At 36.6% G+C, this 15,236-nt stretch carries 6 protein-coding genes; 2 read left to right on the top strand and 4 right to left on the bottom strand.

Annotated features, from left to right (window positions below; genetic code table 11):
• Positions 1–68 precede the first annotated feature (68 nt).
• Positions 69–1,004 (bottom strand): HPr(Ser) kinase/phosphatase, encoded by a 936-nt coding sequence (hprK, locus tag AC6CHR_RS18640; RefSeq protein ID WP_498250518.1) that lies wholly within the window; start codon positions 1,002–1,004, stop codon positions 69–71.
• A gap of 346 nt (positions 1,005–1,350) precedes the next feature.
• Between hprK and AC6CHR_RS18635 the strand changes: the two genes are divergently transcribed.
• Positions 1,351–2,055, top strand: a complete 705-nt coding sequence (locus AC6CHR_RS18635; protein WP_498250517.1) for an N-acetylmuramoyl-L-alanine amidase — start codon at positions 1,351–1,353, stop codon at positions 2,053–2,055.
• Between the two features lie 163 nt (positions 2,056–2,218).
• Here the strand turns inward: AC6CHR_RS18635 and AC6CHR_RS18630 are convergent, their stop codons facing one another.
• The gene (locus AC6CHR_RS18630) at positions 2,219–3,355 is read right to left on the bottom strand and encodes a response regulator (protein WP_498250516.1); all 1,137 of its coding nucleotides are present in this window, start codon (positions 3,353–3,355) and stop codon (positions 2,219–2,221) included.
• A gap of 233 nt (positions 3,356–3,588) precedes the next feature.
• On the opposite strand from AC6CHR_RS18630, the gene AC6CHR_RS18625 reads away from it, so the two are divergent.
• Positions 3,589–6,663, top strand: coding sequence for a hybrid sensor histidine kinase/response regulator (locus tag AC6CHR_RS18625; protein WP_498250515.1), 3,075 nt, complete (start codon positions 3,589–3,591; stop codon positions 6,661–6,663).
• A 440-nt stretch (positions 6,664–7,103) separates the two neighbouring features.
• Here AC6CHR_RS18625 and AC6CHR_RS18620 read toward each other — a convergent pair whose 3' ends face one another.
• Complete coding sequence (locus AC6CHR_RS18620; protein ID WP_498250514.1) at positions 7,104–9,113, bottom strand: bifunctional diguanylate cyclase/phosphodiesterase; 2,010 nt, start codon at positions 9,111–9,113, stop codon at positions 7,104–7,106.
• Positions 9,114–9,269: 156 nt separating this feature from the next.
• Positions 9,270–15,005, bottom strand: coding sequence for an Ig-like domain-containing protein (locus tag AC6CHR_RS18615; RefSeq protein WP_498250513.1), 5,736 nt, complete (start codon positions 15,003–15,005; stop codon positions 9,270–9,272).
• Positions 15,006–15,236: the final 231 nt, after the last annotated feature.

The raw sequence follows: 15,236 nt of genomic DNA, 5'->3' as shown, positions 1-15,236 counted from the left end.
TCTAAAGGTAGATAAGTCCATACAAAAACGATGAGAACTGGCCATTAAGACCAGCTTCAATTCAGAGCTTACTCTTCCTCATGATCCCCATCTTCAATTACACCAGCAAGCTTATTGGTAAATTGCTCAGCTGCATTGACGCCCATTCGTTTTAACCGATGGTTCATAGCTGCAACTTCGATAATAACCGAAAGATTTCGTCCTGGTCGTACAGGAACGGTTAGCTTTGTTATATCTGTATCAATAATTCTCATCTTGTCTTCCTCTAAACCTAGACGATCATATTGTTTATTTTGGTCCCATAATTCTAGATTAATCACTAATGTAATCCGCTTAAAGCTACGTACTGCACCTGCACCAAACAATGTCATCACATTGATAATCCCTAATCCGCGGATCTCCAAAAGATGCTCAATCAACTCTGGTGCACTTCCGATTAACGTATCTTGATCCTCTTGACGAATCTCTACGCAATCATCAGCGACAAGGCGATGTCCTCGCTTAACTAACTCTAGAGCAGTTTCACTTTTACCAACACCACTTTTCCCAATGATCAACACACCAACACCATAAATATCTACTAAAACACCATGAACAGCAGTAGTTGGAGCAAGTTTTCCCTCAAGGAAGTTTGTTAAATGGCTTGATAAGCGCGTCGTCTTCAACGGTGAACGTAAAACTGGAACTCCACCACGATTAGATGCATCAATTAATTCTGGAGGGGCTTCCATTTCTCTTGTGAGAATAATAGCAGGTGTTACCTCTGTACAAAGCTCGTCCATACGATGTTTTTTCTCCTGATCAGATAGCTGGAGAAAAAATGAAATTTCTGTTTTCCCAAGCAACTGTACTCGTTCTTTTGGATAATATGTAAAAAAACCAGCCATTTCAATACCAGGACGTGATAAATCACTTGTTATGATTGGACGATTAATTCCTTCCTCACCACTAATGATTTGAAAATTAAATTTTTCAATAAGATCCTTTGTGCGAACTGTAGGCACTTTTTTATCCTCCTTTTTCACAAGGATTTATAATCTCTTAGAAGAATGAGTTTACCTTGTTGTCATGTTATTTGGATTGTATTAAATGCGGTCATTATTAAAAGCCTGAGGTTACTTTAAAAGGATACTTAAGAAGGTCCCTTCTATATTTTAGCATTAGTGTCATACAATCCAAAATAAAAATTATTCTCTTTTGATAGATCCTCTTTATAATTCATACACTTTATGAAAAATCAATGTATGCTTAACTACAAAGATCTTTAAGTAAAACTGTTCCATTCACGCTACCTTTCCCAAAGAAAGACCTATATATAAAGTGATTTTACTTATATGAGGAGGTTTTTCTATGAAGATCCTGATTGATGCTGGACATGGGTATGAGACGGCAGGTAAACGAACGGTTGATGGAATGAAGGAATATCAGTTTAATCGTGCAGTTGCAAACGAAATAAGAAGGCTGTTGACAAATTACCAACAGGTTACAAGTCTTTTTTCACATTCTGACCAAGAGGACACCTCCCTAAAAGACAGGGTAGATCAAGCTAATCAATCGAAGGCAGACCTATTTATCTCTATCCACGCAAACGCACATGGGAATGGAAAACAATGGACATCTGCATCCGGCATTGAAACCTATGTCTATACATCAAAACCAAAGGAGGCATATGAATTGGCCCTATTAGTTCAAGATGAACTCGTACGTAAGACTGCAAGAAAGGATCGCGGCGTAAAAACAGCGAACTTCTTTGTTTTAAAGGAAACAGTTATGACAGCAATCTTATGTGAATGTGGGTTTATGACAAATCAGCTTGAAGCGACTTTACTTCGTACAGCTGCTTATCAGAAGGCTTGTGCAGAAGCGATTGTCTATGCAATAGCTTCATATTATCATTTAGAAGGTCGAAAAAAGGAAAATATACAGCCAATTCTAGAAGGTTTTTTCAAGGTTCAAACTGGTGCTTTTAAAAATAGGAAAAATGCAGAAAGACTTGTAAATGACCTAAAGCAAAATGGCTATGAGGCAATCATTGTAGTTAGTAAGCAAGAGTAGGGATGGGATGTTGTCTTGAATCTAAGCTACTTTAGCAAGATTATCTATTATAAAAATCCCGACATTTTTATAAAAATATAGAGATAAATCGGGATTTTTAGCTAAGACCCTATGGTGATGAATATCACTAGATTACTAGAAATGTATTCCATAACGATCAGTATTAATCTTTGTATTTCCAACTATTATACCAATTTATAACCTTTTTACTTGGCTTTACATTTAACTCATTAGTTAACATAGCGTACAATAACCGATATTGTTCATCAACAGCAGTTATCCTGTTTACAGACGCATACAACCTCATAAGTTCAAAGTAGCTTTCTTCAACTTCTGGATACATTTGTTGAATTTTTTGGTTTACTTTGATTGCAGCTTGCACATCCCCTTTGTCTCGGTAAAATCCACTTAAATTTTGGCCTTGATTTAACCATAGACGCCTAAGTCGTTCCTTTTCTCCTTCAGCCCATAAGTAACCGTATTCTCCGAGATAGTCTCCTTTGTATTTATTAAACACACTTTCATGTTCATTGATACTATCATTGCTCGGAGCATGTAATCCATTTAGCTGATTTTCCCATTCTTCCGTTTCAATGAGCATCCTGCCAATATGTAGGATATATCCGTTGCCTTCGCTAATGATTGAGATCGATTCTAATCCAGCTTGTTTCATCGATCGACGGATATGATAAATTGTCGTATATAGTTGCTGCGCTCCATTGGTTACATCAGTGGATGGCCATAATAACTCAATTAATGTCTCCTTATCAACTATTTTCCCTCTATTATGAAATAAGTAAGCAAATAGTTCTTGTGCCTTTGATGTACGCCACTTTATTGATTCGGGTTCATAGCCTGGCTTTTGAACCGTCATTCGATTAAAGTTACAAAACAGGATATTAGCATCATTTATCTTTTTGTCATTTGTTAGGTTACTATTTATCCGCTGTTTCAAACGTTCTACTGTTTTTTTTAGCCGATCTACCTGTAATGGTTTCATAATATAATCAAAAGCAAAAAGATCAAATGCTTCTAAAGCAAAACCGTTATAGCCGGTCACAAATACAATTTCAATGTTCTTAAAAGACTCTTGAATTCTTCCGGCCATTTCCAACCCATTTATCCCAGGCATCTGAATATCCAAAAATACTATATCTGGAGATAGGTATTTTATATTCTCATAGACTTGTAAAGAATCTTGATAGACCCCGACAACTTCCACGTCATTAATATCATTTTCCAATATTTTCTTTAAATGCATTAATGGTAAATGTTCATCATCGACTAGTATTGCCCTCATTCGATTTAGCTCCCCTTAAGTACTTATTATTTAAATAACTCTATAAATAATGTGGTTAAGTATATTAATAACAACTAAAAATCATTAAATAATTAAAGTAAATTCTTCCAATATAAGTTAAGATTAATCTAAATAAGTCAATATTACAAATTTACTAATAATCATACACGAAACGACATAAGCCCGGTGAAAAATGAATATTTTATATCTAGTGGTTAGAAACGGAGAAAAAAATGAAAAAAAATAAACTCATTTTTATTATAATTATCATCTTTTTTTGTATAGCCTTAACGTTAATCCGCCTATTGTGGAATTCCTTCCACGTTGTACCTGAGCACCCTAAAGCAGTCGAAGGAATTATGGACTTAAGTCAGTGGGCGCTACCAGAAGAGCAAACAATAAGATTGAGTGGGCAATGGGACTTTTATCCACATGTTCTTTTAACATCAGAATCTATTGAAAACAATAATAAAAACTTACAACATGAATATCATGATATTCCAAATGATTGGGAAACTTTTTCTGAGGATTCTACTTTTAAATCCGGAACATATCATCTTCGTATATTGCTTGATAACAACAAGTCTTTGCAAACTTATGGAATGCGAGTGTCAAGTATTCCCACAGCTTCACAATTATTTGTCAATCGGCAATTATTAGGTGGTTCTGGTCTTCCATCTGAGAAAGAGGAAAATTACGTTGCTCAAAACAAGCCATATTCAGTATCCTTTAGTACTAATCGAAACGAAATAGACATAGTCATTCATGTTTCACACGGTGATTATCCAACGAAGGCTGTTTTTAAATCAATTAAGTTTGGAGAAATTTCTGCTATTAACAAGGAAACCTTATTTTCGCTATTTACCCAAATGCTAGTTTGTGCCATTCTATTTACTTTAGCGATTTACTCCATTTTATTATATTTAATCGGCATCAGGCAAAAGCAATTGATTTACTTCTTCTTGCTAATGGTTAACGCGATGTTGATGGTCCTAATAACGGATGATAGAATTTTATTTGAATATGTTGCTATGAGCTATGAATCTAGTACTAGAATGCTATTACTAACCTTTACGGGGATCGCACTATTTCTATTTCTATTTTTCAAACATTTACTACCAAATTACTCCAAAAATAAAATCTTTTTTTGGTTCCCCATTGGTTGCACAATCTATGCGCTATTTATTGTGTTATTCCCAATTAAATACGTACAAGATTCTAGCGAAATTCTCGCTATGATCCTCCTCGTATCTCTTGGGATGATAACTCTACAATTAATAAGAGCAACTGTCGATGGCCTCGAGGATGTTATTTATTTATTATTGGGCGTAACGGCTATTACGATTAATCAGATTTGGGCCATGTTTACCCTTAACCTTTCACTTGAAAAAGACTTTTATCCATGGGATCTCCTTTTGGCTATCTTCTTATTTTCAATATTTTGGTTTAAGCGCTATTATCGAAATGGACTTCAGGCAGAACAGCTATCAAAAGAACTGCTAGAGGCTGACAAACGTAAGGATGAATTTCTTACAAATACATCCCATGAATTACGCAATCCATTGCATGCGATGATTAATATAGCCCAATCCCTTATTCAAAGTGAAAATAATCAGCTTAGCGAAAAAAAGAACAAGGATTTGAGATTACTTATTACAGTAGGGCGAAGAATGTCACTCATGCTAAATGACTTGCTTGATGTAACACGTTTAAAAGAAAGTAAAATTCACTTACAACCAAATAGTATCAACGTACAATCGGTCGTAACTGGGGTATTAGACATTATCAAATTCATGCTTGAAGGTAGACCCCTTCAAATACTTAATAAAATCCCCAATTCGTTTCCTAATGTAGTTGCAGATGAAAACAGGCTTATTCAAATACTATTAAATTTGATTCATAATGCTATCAAGTATACGGACGAAGGTGAAATCATAATTTCTGGAACAGTCGAAGATAATGAAGTCTTTATTCACATTTCAGATACAGGTGTTGGAATGGATGAAAGCATTTTGAATCAGATTTTCCAGCCCTATGGGCAGGGTGACGCTACATTAACAGACAATAGAGGCGGAATCGGACTCGGGTTAACTATTTGCAAACAATTAGTTGAATTGCATGGTGGGAAACTAACCGTCAAATCACTAAAAGGCGAGGGATCTGTTTTTACCTTTTCACTACCATTGGCTAAAGAACGAGAGGACGAGGTAGATGTAGAAATACTTGTTAGCCATAAAAAAGAGGTAGCAGCAACCACTGATTCATATTCTCCTTTATTTAATACGTTTTCTATGAAGGAAAAACATCCCATTCTCATGGAGAGACGGAAATTATTAATAGTAGATGATGATCCTGTTAATTTGCATGTTCTTACTAATATCCTTTCATCTGCTGAATATGAAATTACTACAGTAACAAGTGGGAAAGAAGCCTTGCTTAAACTAGATAAAGAACAATGGGATTTAGTCATTAGTGATGTAATGATGCCGATTATATCAGGTTATGAACTGACGAGAATCATACGTGAGAGCTACACGATTTCTGAACTTCCAATCCTGCTACTAACTGCACGTAGTCAACCTGAGGATCTCTATACCGGCTTTCTTTCAGGAGCAAATGATTATATCTCAAAACCAGTGGAATCTTTAGAATTAAAGGCTAGGGTTCAAATGTTGACCGATTTAAAGCAATCAATAACAGAGCATCATCGAATGGAAGCTGCTTGGCTTCAAGCACAAATTAAGCCTCATTTTCTCTTTAACACGTTAAATACGATACTCATTTTATTCGATCATGATCAAAAAAAGGCAAAGGATATATTTGAGGCATTCTGTTCTTATCTACAAACAAGCTTTGAGTTTCAAAATACAAATAACGTTATACCACTTGATGATGAACTCCATCTCGTTCGCTCCTATTTAACGATAGAAAAGGGCAGATTTGGGGACAGAGTACAGTTTGTATGGGAAGTAGATGAGGACATAGATGCACATATCCCTCCTCTTGCAATACAGACAATTGTCGAAAATGCTCTTAATCATGGTATCTTACAACGTCCTACAGGCGGGACTATAAAAATTAAAATTAACAAGTATCAGGACTCTATCAAAATTACCATTACCGATAATGGTAATGGGATAGATGAAATGGTACTAAAAGAGTTACTAGAAAAGAAGAAAAATAAAAAAGGTGGGATAGGTTTATTCAACACGAATCGCCGCTTGAAGCAGTTATATGGAAAAGGTCTCACAATTGAAAGTAAACTCAATCATGGAACGACAGTATCGTTCAAGATTCCTACTATATAAAGGTTTAGATACTTATAAATTTTCACTATCGAGAATGCCTCATTTCAAAACTTTAGTATCCTCAATCGGTATGGAATTATACTTAAAAAAGCCCTAGTTTTTCTCCAAAAAGGAGAAAAACTAGGGCTTTATCCTTCGAAAAATGACTAAGCAACTCAGCACCTTCTCAGTTATTAGGTTTGTCTGTCCTGGACTTAAACTAGTACCTTAAATAAGACATTAAGATTAAATGAGTTTTTGTTAAAAAGCACTCAAAAGATAAGTTACTATCACACTAGTAATAACGACGCTAATAGCAAGTACACAATAGAAAATTAGCTTATTCTTTTTTTACTTCTATATCCTCTGGAGGTAACCGGTCCTCTCTCATCAAATCACCTTTTCCTCAATAAAATTACAGTCTTGGTCTATCTATTCACACGTATCCACCTATTAATCACTCAACCCGAAGCTTTTACATTATTTTCATTATGATTTTTGATCCATTCATTAATTTCTGCAACCTTCATTGGCTTTCCATAGAAATAGCCCTGCATCACATGACAGCCCAATTCAACTAAATGTTCAATGTGATCCTGATTTTCTACACCCTCGGCGATAACATCCAGATTAAGATCTTCCGCCATTAACATAATGGCATTAATGATTGCATGCTTTTTTGGTGTTTCTAAATCATCGGTAAATAACCGATCCAATTTAAGTGCATCAATGGGAATTCGATCAAGTATTCCAATCGATGAATAACCTGTACCAAAGTCATCCATTGAAATCCTCACACCTAATGAACGAATACTTTGAAGTTGTAAGATTATATCATTCAGGTCATAAAGTACCATGGATTCTGTGATCTCCAATTCAATCAACTGAGGGTCTAACTCCTCTTTTTCCAACACAGATTGAACCAATTCTAATAAATTACCTGACTGAAAAAGCCCGATCGAAAGATTCATGGAAACTGGCTGAGTAACCCCTTGATTCTGCCACTTTTTGCATTGACGACACGCATTTTCTAAGACCCAATTTGTAATAGGTATAATCAAACCTGTCTCTTCCACAATGGGAATAAACTCATCTGGAGAAACGAAACCTAACCTCGGGTGTTCCCACCGTAATAATGCCTCAAATCCATACAAACTATTCGTCTTCACATTCCATTTCGGTTGATACACTAGATAAAGCTGATTATTCTCAAGAGCCATTTGTATATCCTTTTCTAACTCCATTCTCCGAACTTCTTTGGCTCCCATTTCCTCGTTATAGACACAATATCGGTTCTTTCCTAAACCTTTTGCCTTATACATCGCTGTATCAGCTGTTTTAAGGAGAACGGAACGCTCCGACTGTTTGATTGTTCCTATACTAATTCCGATACTTCCGGTGACATATAATTCATTTCCTTCAATGCGATATACTTTCTTAATACTATGTAAAATTTGCTCTGCTAGTTGTTCCGCTCGTTTCTGGTCACAACGTTTGACAATGATCAAAAACTCATCTCCTCCAATTCGAAACGCTTGTTGATCATCACGAATAAACTGGCGCAACCGAATACCAACTTCTTGAACGAGTAGGTCACCTATATCATGACCCAATGTGTCATTGATCGCTTTAAACTGATCCAAGTCGAGGAATAAAACCCCTATACTCTCATTACTTATGTGAGTATCAAAAAAACGATTCATTTCATTACGATTTGGTAATCCTGTGATGGTATCTTGATAAGCCATTTTTTCCAATACATGGCGATCAAAGAACATCGCCCCCCAAGAAACAACCAAGATGATAAAGATCGTTACAGTCACAACATAAAGTAGTAAAAGATCAATGGATTGGACATGCTCCATCATCATGCCCGAATGATTGTGAAACCTTGCCGCTTTCATCCCCGTGTAGTGCATCCCACATATCGCAACCCCCATAATAATCGCAGACCACCACTTTAACCAACTAGCCGACTGATTTCGAAAACGAAGAAACAAAAATAATGCCGCATATGAAGCGACGAAAGCTATAATTACTGACAATACCCATAAATTCATGTCATATGTATATTCAACATCCATAATCATGGCTTCCATTCCGGTATAATGCATCGAGACGATCCCGATGCCCATAATAGTGCCACTTAAAGCAATTTTGTACCAATTAATATTCATTGGCATCGTGATAAAAAACGCAATGAGAGAAGTAATCAAACTGGCTAACATCGACAGTAAGGTGAGCCAGATATCATATTTCACTGACACATGCAGGTGAAATGCAAGCATTCCGATAAAATGCATGGACCAAACACCACTTCCCATTACTAAAGAACCTGCCAAAAGCCAAAATAACTTGTACTTCCCACTTGCTAGTGAAATTTTCCCTACTATACTTAATGCGGAATACGATGCTAATATAGCAATTAATACTGAAAGTGCCACAATATAGTAGTTATAACTGCCTTCCATATACACTAACTTCCACTCCAATATGAGAATTTGGGTTTTTTCGTCAAATTAATAAAAAGGCTGGCAGATAATATCTGACAGCCCTTTTATTGTGAATCATGATGATTTATCTTGCTGTATCAAACTTTTCCTTGTTTACAAACGTTTTGAATAATCTTATATAGTTTTTCTTCGGCGTTTCCCAATAAAAGGGATAACGCCTACCAATAGAATTACTATCCCTATTAGTAACGAATTATATAAATTTGTTGCTGTATTAGGTAATTCTTGTTTTGTTTCTAATGCTTTATGAGCATCTGACAATCCTACTAATGCTACATCTACTTCTGCTTGTGTTGCATTTTCATCAGCTAATACTCTCTTTGCATGCTCCAAAGCCTTCTGATAAGCTTTCCAGCTTGCTGGTGTATAGTGATTTTCTTTTAATTTGTCAGACATTTTCTCTTCTTTATCTAGCAGCTCTTTATCGACAGTAAGTGCTGCACGTGCTTCTGCTAATGCCTTCTCCGCTGCATCTACTTCTGCTTGTGTTGCATGTGGGTCGCTTATTATAGCATGTGCTGCTTTTAATACTGATTTGTAGTTTTTCCAGCTTGCATGTGAATAATCTGCACTGTTAAGCTGATTTGATTGCTTTGCTTCTGCCTGAAGCATTATTTTGTCAACTGTTAAAGCTGCACGAGCTTGCGCTAATGCTAGTGTTGCTGCGTCAATTTCTTCTTGAGTTGATTCTAAGTTACTTAACACTTCTTGAGCATGAGTAAGTGCTGCTTGATATGCTCCCCAGCTCGCAACAGAATAGTTGCTTGGTATTAAGTTAGCAGCTTCTTTTTCTTCTTTTGCTAATGCTGCTTTGTATACGAGTTCATCGTAAGCTTTTTGTAAATTAGCTAGTGCTTGATTCACTACTGCTTGCGTTGCTTCAGGATCAGCGATAACTTCATTAGCATGCTTAGATGCTTTTTCCAAATTAGCCCATGAATCGTCTGTGTACTCATTTTCTTTTAATTTTTGATCGGTGATTTCATCATCCTTCGCTATAAGCTTTGCTTTGTCAACGACGATGAAATTGTGATATTTTGTTACATTAGTTCTTCCTGCTTCTGAAGTTGTTACTTCAACTACGTATTCACCTGGAGCGAGCTTATCTTCAATCTGATATGTCCAAGTGCCATCTGGATTAATCGTTAAATTAGCTGCATCGACAACGATTTCCTCACCATCTGGACCTGTCACTGTTATTATTGCACTATCTGCACCTGCATCAGCTGTTCCAGCAATAATTGGTGTTGTATCATTCGTAATACCATCTGGATCATCTATTTGCAGTGCATGTCCGAATAGATCACCAGCTTGGAACGTGAAGTTTTCTACTGCTGTTCCGTTTTCTTCTTCACCGACAAGGTTTGAACTACCTGCTTCTTCGTTGTAGTCTACTTCTACATAAGCATCACTAGATAGTGTAGTGCCTTCTGGTAAAGTTAACTTCACTTTGTTTGTTTTCCCTTCAGGATCTACTTCAACTAATTCAGCTGAAATGACTTCCACTTTTTTACCATCAATTGTTACTGTAAATCCTGCTTTAGGATCTATTTCACCGCTAGCAAATGTTACATCTTTGTCAAATTCAACAGTAATTTCATTGTATCCATGTTCAAAGCTTGCATCTTCAGCTACTGGAGCATGTTTTTCAAGAGCATCTCTTGCTGCTTGAAGATCGTCTAATGCTGCCTGAATTTCATCTTGAGTTGCTGTCGGTTTATCTACTACCGCTTGTGCTTCATCAAGTTCTTTAGCGAATTTTTTCCATCCTTCGCGATGATCGTCTTTAGCTAATTTCTCTGCACTTTCTACTGCATCTTCTAAACTCGTTTTATCAACAACTATGAAAGTAGCTGATTTGGTAATTGTTCTTTCAGTCTCATTATCTTTTGAAGTAACGTGAACTGTGTAATCACCTGGTATAAGTTCTTCTAAACCTGTCCATTCTTCAAATATCCAACCTTCGCCGTTAATCATAGCGATTGCGTCTACTAAATATTCAGTACCTTTTCCGTCAACAATCGTCAACGTCACGCTGTCTGCTTCATTATGAACCTCACCATTAAACGGTGGTGTCCGATCATCTGTATTACCTTTTGTTCCAATTATTTGTAGTCCAGCTCCAAATTGGTCTATTGCAACAATGGTAAACTGTTCGTCAGCCGTACCATTTTCCTCATTACCATATAGGTTTGGCGTTTTGTTTGGAATATATTCTACAACAACTTCTTCTGCATCACTTGATAATGGCTTGTCAACGGTTAACGTTATTTTATTTCCATTAGCCTCTGCCTTTGTGACTTGATAAGATTTCCCGTCAACTGTTACAGTAAATCCTTCTTTTGGATTCTCTGCATTAGTTAATTTTACGTTTTTATCAAACTCAATTGTGATTTCTTGCTTTCCATGCTCGTATGAAGCTGGATTATCTTCTACTGGTGGATGCTTTTCTAATAAATCTCTTTTTGCTTGAAGATCAGCTAATGCCTTATCAACGTTCTTTTGAGAAGCTTTAGGATCTTTAAGAACGCTATCAGCATGTTCTCGGGCATCTTTAAACTCAGCCCAACCTGCACGATAATCTTCAGCTACAAACTTTTCTACTTCATCTTTCTCAGCTTGAAGTTCTTCTTTGTTAACAACTGTGAAATCATCTGATTTTGTGACTGTTCTTCCATCTTCAGTGTTTGTTGCTGTTGCTTTGAATGTGTACTCACCGAATATAAGTTTATACCTTTCAGAAACCGTGTAGGTCCAAGTATTATCTTTATTTAAAGTTGCCGGTACATCTTTAAGAACTGCTTTTCCTTCGCTATCATAGAAGGTTAAAGTTACTTTATCTGCATCTTGGTGAGCAGTTCCCGTAAAGTTTGGCGTTTGGTCATCCGTATTTCCTTTTGTAGTAATGATTTGAAGTGATGCGCCAAATTCGTCTTTTGCGACGATTGTAAACTCTTTGTCAGCAGTACCATTTTCCTCATCACCGTATAGATTTGGAGTATCGTCAGGTGTATATTTTATAACAACTTCTCCAACATCACTCGATAGAGGTCTGTCAACGGTTAACGTTACTTTATCACCATTAGTTACTGCATTTGTTACTTGATAAGGCTCTCCGTCAACAACAACAGTAAATCCCTCTTTTGGATCCTCTGCATTTAATGTTACGTTTTTATCAAAATCAATTGTGATTTCTTGTTTATCGTGCTCAAATGAAGCTGTTTTTGTTTCTACTGGTGTATGTTTTTCTAATGCATCTCTTTTTGCTTGAAGGTCGTCTAATGCTGCCTGAACTTCATCTTGAGATGCTGTCGGGTTAGCTAATACCACTTGTGCTTCATCAATTTCTTTAGCAAAGTCTTCCCAACCTGCACGATGATCGTCTTCAACTAATTTCTCTGCACTTTCTACTGCAGATTCTAAAGTTTCTTTATCAACGACTGTAAAATCGGCTGATTTTGTGACAGTTCTTTCAGTATCGTCATCTTTTGCGGTAACGTGAACTGTGTAGTCACCTGGTACAAGTCCTTCTAAATCTGTCCAATCTTCAAATATCCAGCCTTCGCCGTTAATCGTTGCGACTGCATTGACTACATATTCAGTACCTTTTTCGTCAACTATGGTCAACGTTACTCTGTCTGCATCAGCATAAATCCCACCGTTAAATGGTGGTGTACGATCATCTGTATTACCTTTTGTTCCGATTATTTGGAGACCAGCACCAAAAGCGTCTGTTGCGACGATATTAAACTGTTCGTCAGCAGTACCATTGTCCTCATCACCATATAGATTTGGAGTATCGTCAGGTGTATAATCTACAACAACTTCTCCAGCATCACTTGATAAAGGCTTGTCAACGGTTAACGTTACTTTGTCGCCATTAGCTACTGCATTTGTTACTTGATAAGGCTCTCCGTCAACAACAACAGTAAACCCTTCTTTTGGATCGTCTGCATTTAGTTTTACGTCTTTATCAAAATCAATTGTGATTTCCTGTTTACCATGCTCATATGAAGCTGGATTAGTTTCTAATGGTGATTTTTTTTCAAGCGCTATCTTTGCATCTTCTAGGTTTTTAAATGCTTGATCAATATCTGCTTGACTTGGAGTTCCAGTGCCATCATCAATTTGGGCTAAAACTCCCTTAGCTGCATCAAGTGCAGGTGCAAATTCAATGTCACTATCCGTATCATCATTATCCCATCCATCCCGATATTGCTCTTTAACAAGATCTTTTACTTGATTATAGTAATTTTCAAGATCAGTTTTATTCACAAAGTGGAAGGTTGATGCCTCTGTTACTTCAACTCCACCTTTTGAAGCTTTTGCTTCGATTGTATACTCACCTTTAATTAATGCGTCATTAAGTTTAATCGACCATTTTCCATCTTGATCAACAGTTGCAGGTCCATCAAACTTGGTATTGCCTGCTGGATCAGTTACTTTAACAGAAACGGCTGAACTTGGTTCTGTTTTCCCTGTTATCGTTGGACCAGTTGAATCATATAGTAATGCTTTATCTGCAGGGACTTCAATTGTTAATGAATTCCCCAAAGCAGTAGAAGCTTCTTCTTTAGTAGACATATTAATAGTGAGATTGCCATCACCCTTTATAGTACTTAGGCCACCTTCACTATTCTTAACAGAAATCTCAACCGGACGGTTCCCGCTATATTCTGTGTTTTTATAGTGTACGAGTTGAGCAATTCCATCAACAACACCTTCAACTATTTTTGAACTAACAACACGAATGTTGTCAATACTTAATGTCGCACCATGTAGTGTACCATCTGTTTTGTTAAACGATCCTGCGACAAAACGGAATCGATATGTTCCGTTTTCTGGGACAATTCCTGAATTAGTTGTCCAAGCTTGTGCAGACCCTCTACCATAAAGAATTTCTGTGTGCTCACCAGTTACTTCATTTACTAGAAAACCATAAACTTCATAGTCATCGCCACCATCATTCGCTTGCCAATCAAACCATAAATTATCACCTTGATTCGCCTTGAATGTTTCACTCACGGCTTCCATTCCGAAAGAAGATGCAATTTTCCCGTCTGCTTTGGAGTAATCTCCGTTCAAGAGGTTAGCATTTAAGAAACCTATTTCTAGAGCTTGGCTTGATTGAGTACTGTCCATATAGATTTTTTCCACATATGTTCCACCATTAAAACCAGTTTCAAAACCTTCTATGTTTTGAAAATCATTTCCCGTGTTAGTACCTGTTCTTCCACGATAATCTGAATTAGTCTTATAAGTGTACTCGCTATTTGGTCCGGTTACCGTATAGGTACCATCTCCATTAATTTCTATATTATTATAAGTACGACCATTTGTTTTGGTCGCTAAGTCCCCTAGCCATATTGACGTATTAATGTCCCAACTTGGAATTGAAACACCATTTCCAATTGATCCCTCTTCAAAATTCCCGTTTGGTAATGGTGCTGACAAATCAATTTGAAGCGGACCTGCTTCTCCATTAATTTCACTATTTGCAGATGCAATAGGTACACCATCAAGCAATATTTGCTCACCTACTACGGTAAGAACTGAACCGTCTGATAACGTTACACTTTTACCATCTGGTAAAAATAATTTTTCAGTGGATACATATCCTCCATCATCATTTATATCAAAACGAATATGCCCTTCTGCAAATTGTTCACCTTCATTGGGCAGAAGCTCAAAATCAGGTGCTACCTGAGCTTCTTCACCTATTATTGGATTATATTCAATGTCATTAAGTTCAGCTGCAAGCACAACTTGTCCACCAAACTGTGGCATGAAAGCACCTAGAATCAGCAATGTGCTCAAAAACACTGCCATTAAAGATCTAAACCTTTTCATTTTTTTCACTCCTTTTGTCCTAATTAATATCTATGAATATGGTAAATTCCTACATTAGGATAATTGAACTAATATATTCTTCCACATTCGACATTAAGAATAACAAACGGAACTATACAAGAAATATACAAACATCAACATAATCCTATATTCCTTCCTTCTTTCACAGTGATTTGCATAATCACGAAGGTGAGAAAATAAAGGATTCCACCCTATTTTCTAAGAGTGGAA

It is taken from the genome of Metabacillus sp. GQ13 (assembly GCF_059758525.1).
The sequence above is the reverse complement of the archived record's forward strand: the minus strand, read 5'-3'. Positions and strand labels throughout refer to the sequence as shown.

Coding starts and splice junctions, on each gene's coding strand:
- AC6CHR_RS18615 (WP_498250513.1), bottom strand. CDS start 15,005: ATGAAAAGGTTTAGATCTTTAATGGCAGTGTTTTTGAGCACATTGCTG.
- AC6CHR_RS18635 (WP_498250517.1), top strand. CDS start 1,351: ATGAAGATCCTGATTGATGCTGGACATGGGTATGAGACGGCAGGTAAA.
- AC6CHR_RS18630 (WP_498250516.1), bottom strand. CDS start 3,355: ATGAGGGCAATACTAGTCGATGATGAACATTTACCATTAATGCATTTA.
- AC6CHR_RS18620 (WP_498250514.1), bottom strand. CDS start 9,113: ATGGAAGGCAGTTATAACTACTATATTGTGGCACTTTCAGTATTAATT.
- AC6CHR_RS18625 (WP_498250515.1), top strand. CDS start 3,589: ATGAAAAAAAATAAACTCATTTTTATTATAATTATCATCTTTTTTTGT.